Raw genomic sequence first — 3836 nt, forward strand, 5'->3', positions numbered from 1 at the left:
CACAGTAGAATGACCAGTGGTCATCCACTGCGAGGAGGCGCCGAATGCCGACGGTGACATGGGCACGGGTAGATCCGGCCCGTCGCGCGGCGGTGGTGGAAGCCGCGGAAGCCGAATTCGGCGCGCACGGGTTTTCCAACGGCAGCCTGAACGTCATCGCCCGGCGTGCGGGAGTCGCCAAAGGCAGCCTGTTCCAATACTTCGCCGACAAACGCGACCTCTACGCGTTCATCGCCGATATCGGCAGTCAGCGGGTCCGGTCCTACATGGAGGCCCGAATCCAGGAGCTCGACCCGAGCCGGCCGTTCTTCGAATTCCTGACCGACTGGCTCGACACCTGGATCGCCTACTTCGCCGACCACCCACGCGAACGTGCGCTGCATGCCGCGGCGACCCTCGAGGTCGACACCGACGCGCGCATCAGTGTGCGGTCCGTCATTCACCGCCACTACCTGGAAGTGCTGCGGCCCCTGGTACGCGAGGCACAGGCGCGCGGTGACTTTCGCAACGATGCCGACATCGACGCGATGCTGTCACTGCTGCTGCTGATCTTTCCGCATCTGGCGTTGGCGCCGTATGTGCGCGGTCTGGACCCGGTCCTGGGCCTCGACGAGCCGACGCCGGAGCAGCCGGCCCTGGCCGTACGCAGGCTCGTCGCCGTGCTGCAGGCCGCGTTCGCCCCGATACCCGTTGGCAAAACCCAGGAGGTCAGATGAAACGGACACGTACCGGCTCGATAGTCGCGGGCGGACTCAACTGGGACAGCTTGCCGTTGAAGCTGTTCGCCGGCGGCAACGCGAAGTCCTGGGATCCGGCGGACATCGACTTCTCCCGAGACCGCGCGGACTGGGAGAAGCTTGCAGATAACGAACGGCACTTGGCCACCCGGTTGTGCGCGCAGTTCATCGCCGGAGAAGAAGCGGTTGTAGAGGATATCCAGCCGTTCATGTCGGCGATGCGGGCCGAGGGGCGCCTCGGGGACGAGATGTATCTGACTCAGTTCGCCTACGAGGAGGCCAAACACACGCAGGTGTTCCGGCTGTGGCTGGATGCCGTCGGCATCAAAGACGATCTGCATTGCTTCCTCGATGACCTTCCGGCATACCGGCAGATCTTCTACCACGAGCTACCGGCCTGCCTCGACGTTTTGTGGACCGATGCTTCGCCGGCTGCGCAGATCCGGGCCGCCGTCACCTATAACCACGTCGTCGAGGGCATGCTTGCCCTCACCGGTTACTTTGCCTGGCACCGGATCTGTGTGGACCGCGGCATTCTGCCCGGCATGCAGCAGCTGGTCCGGCGCATCGGTGACGACGAGCGACGCCACATGGCGTGGGGCACCTTCACCTGTCGGCGCCACGTGGCCGCCGACGACGCCAATTGGACGGTGTTCGAAACGCGCATGAACGAGCTCATCCCGTTGGCATTGCAGGCCACCGAGCAGGCCTTCAACCTCTACGACCCGATGCCGTTCGACCTGACGGTAGAGGAGTTCGTGCACTACGCCAACGACAAGGGCATGCGGCGGTTCGGCACGATCAGCAGCGCCCGCGGTCGACCGCTCGCGGAGATCGACCTCGACTACTCGCCGGTGCAGCTGGAGGACACGTTCGCCGAAGAAGACGAGAAGGTCCTCGCCGCTTCTGCTTAACCGCCGGCTGCGGTTTAACGGCGAGCAGACGCAGAATCGCACAAAATCGGCGCGATTCGTGCGATTCCGCGTCTGCTCGCGCAGGGAATCTAGCCCACCCAGACGGTCTTGGCGTTGCAGAACTCGCGGATGCCCATAGCCGCCAGTTCGCGACCGTAGCCGGAGCGCTTGACCCCGCCGAATCCCAACTCCGGGTAGGACACCGTCATCCCGTTGATGAACACCTGGCCCGCCTCGATGCCGTCGATGAAGCGCTCCTGCTCGGCCTCTTCATTGGTCCACGCGTTGGACCCCAGCCCGAAGGTCGTGGCGTTGGCGATCTCGATGGCTTCGTCGACGCTCTCGGCCCGGTACATCGAGGCGACCGGGCCGAAGACCTCTTCGGTGTACAGCGCCATGTCCTTGGTGATGTCGGTGACCACCGTCGGCGGGTAGAACCACCCCGGGCGGTCGAGGCGCTGGCCGCCGACGCGAACCTTGGCACCCGCCGCGACGGCGTCGTCGACCTGCTGTGCGATCTCGTCGCGGCCCGACTCGGTCGCCAACGGACCCACGTCGGTGTCCGGGTCGGTCGGGTCGCCGATCTTCAGCGCCTGCATCCGCTCGACGAACTTGTCGACGAACGCGTCGTAGATGTCGGTGTGGACGATGAACCGCTTTGCGGCGATGCAGGACTGGCCGTTGTTCTGCACCCGCGCGGTGACCGCGGTCTTGACAGCCTCGTCGAGGTCCGCGGACGGCATCACGATGAACGGGTCGCTGCCACCGAGCTCCAGCACGGTCGGCTTGATCTCGTCGCCGGCGATGGCGGCGACCGATTGGCCGGCCGGTTCGCTGCCGGTCAGGGTGGCCGCCGCGACGCGCGGATCGCGCAGGATGCGCTCGACGACGCTGGCCGAGACGAGCAGCGTCTGGAAGCACCCGTCCGGGAAGCCGCCCCGGGCGATGACGTCAGAGAGGTAGAGCGCCGACTGCGGCACGTTCGACGCGTGCTTGAGCAGGCCCACGTTGCCCGCCATCAATGCCGGCGCGGCGAACCGCACGGCCTGCCACAGCGGAAAGTTCCACGGCATCACGGCCAGGACGACGCCCAGCGGCTGGTACCGGGTGTAGGCCCTTTTCGCGCCGACCTTTCCGGCGTCGGCCGGCTCGTCGGCCAGCAGCGCTTCGGCGTTCTCCGCATAGTAGCGAAAACCTTTGGCGCACTTGAGCGCTTCTCCTTTGGCGGACTTCAGTGTCTTACCCATCTCGAGGGTCATCATGGCGGCTGTCTGGTCCGCTTCGGCCTCGAGCAGGTCCGCGGTGTTGTTCGCCCACTCGGCACGCTGGGCGAAGGTGGTGTTGTGACGGTAGTCGAGGAAGCGCTCGTAAGCGCGGGCTATCGCTGCGTCGACTTCGTCGTTGGTTGCTGCAGTGAAGGTCTTGACTGTCTCCCCGGTGGCCGGGTTAATCGTGGCGATGGGCACGCTGACGTCCTTGGGTTGGTTGGTGTGTGAACGGCCGGACTCCAGCCTGCCACTATCGTGGCCGGAGGGAGGTGGCGGATGAGTACAGCGGCTCAGCTGATGATCAAGTGCCTGGAAAGTGAGGGTGTCTCCGTGGTCTTCGGACTGCCCGGTGAGGAGAACATCCGTTTCGTGCAGGCGTTGGCCTCGTCGGACATCCGCTATGTGCTGACCCGGCACGAGCAGGCGGCGGCGTTCATGGCCGAGATGTACGGGCGGGTCACCGGTCGCGCGGCGGTGGTGTCGGCGACCCTGGGGCCGGGCGCGATCAACATGCAGCTCGGGGTCGCCGATGCGACCACCAACAGCACGCCGATGGTCGCGATCTCGGCGCAGGTCGGCCAGGATCGCCAGTTCAAGGAGTCCCACCAGTACGTCGATCTGGTGTCGATGTTCGCCCCGATCACCCGCTGGGCCGCCGGTGTCCCGACCGTGCAGGCCATACCAGAGATGTTCCGCAAGGCGTTCAAGCTCGCCGAGACCGAGCGTCCGGCGGCGGTGTATCTCGCGGTGCCCGAGCACATAGATGCCGATGAAGACGACTATCCCGGTTTGAAACCGTTGCCGCGCAACGTTGTCCGCGCCGAGGCGCCGGCGTTCCGCCAGGTGGCGCGTGCCGTGGACATTCTGCGCGAGGCCAAACGGCCGGTGGTGCTGGCCGGGCATGGTGCCGCCCGCGG

Annotated in this window: 4 protein-coding genes; 3 read left to right on the forward strand and 1 reads right to left on the reverse strand. The window is 65.9% G+C overall.

The window, feature by feature from the left end; genetic code table 11:
- Positions 1-44: 44 nt before the first annotated feature.
- Positions 45-716 (forward strand): TetR/AcrR family transcriptional regulator, encoded by a 672-nt coding sequence (locus VML93_RS15720; protein WP_325611988.1) that lies wholly within the window; start codon positions 45-47, stop codon positions 714-716.
- Positions 713-1651 (forward strand): R2-like ligand-binding oxidase, encoded by a 939-nt coding sequence (locus VML93_RS15725; RefSeq protein WP_325611989.1) that lies wholly within the window; start codon positions 713-715, stop codon positions 1649-1651. Before VML93_RS15720 ends, VML93_RS15725 begins: the two co-directional genes overlap by 4 nt.
- 89 nt (positions 1652-1740) lie before the next feature.
- Here the strand turns inward: VML93_RS15725 and VML93_RS15730 are convergent, their stop codons facing one another.
- Positions 1741-3117, reverse strand: coding sequence for an NADP-dependent succinic semialdehyde dehydrogenase (locus tag VML93_RS15730; RefSeq protein ID WP_325611990.1), 1377 nt, complete (start codon positions 3115-3117; stop codon positions 1741-1743).
- A 78-nt stretch (positions 3118-3195) separates the two neighbouring features.
- Here VML93_RS15730 and VML93_RS15735 point away from each other — a divergent pair.
- Positions 3196-3836 (forward strand): thiamine pyrophosphate-binding protein (locus VML93_RS15735; RefSeq protein ID WP_325611991.1); only part of this gene is annotated, 641 nt, incomplete at its 3' end.

This window comes from Mycobacterium sp. (assembly GCF_035499775.1).
In the GTDB taxonomy this organism is placed as follows: Bacteria; Actinomycetota; Actinomycetes; order Mycobacteriales; family Mycobacteriaceae; genus Mycobacterium.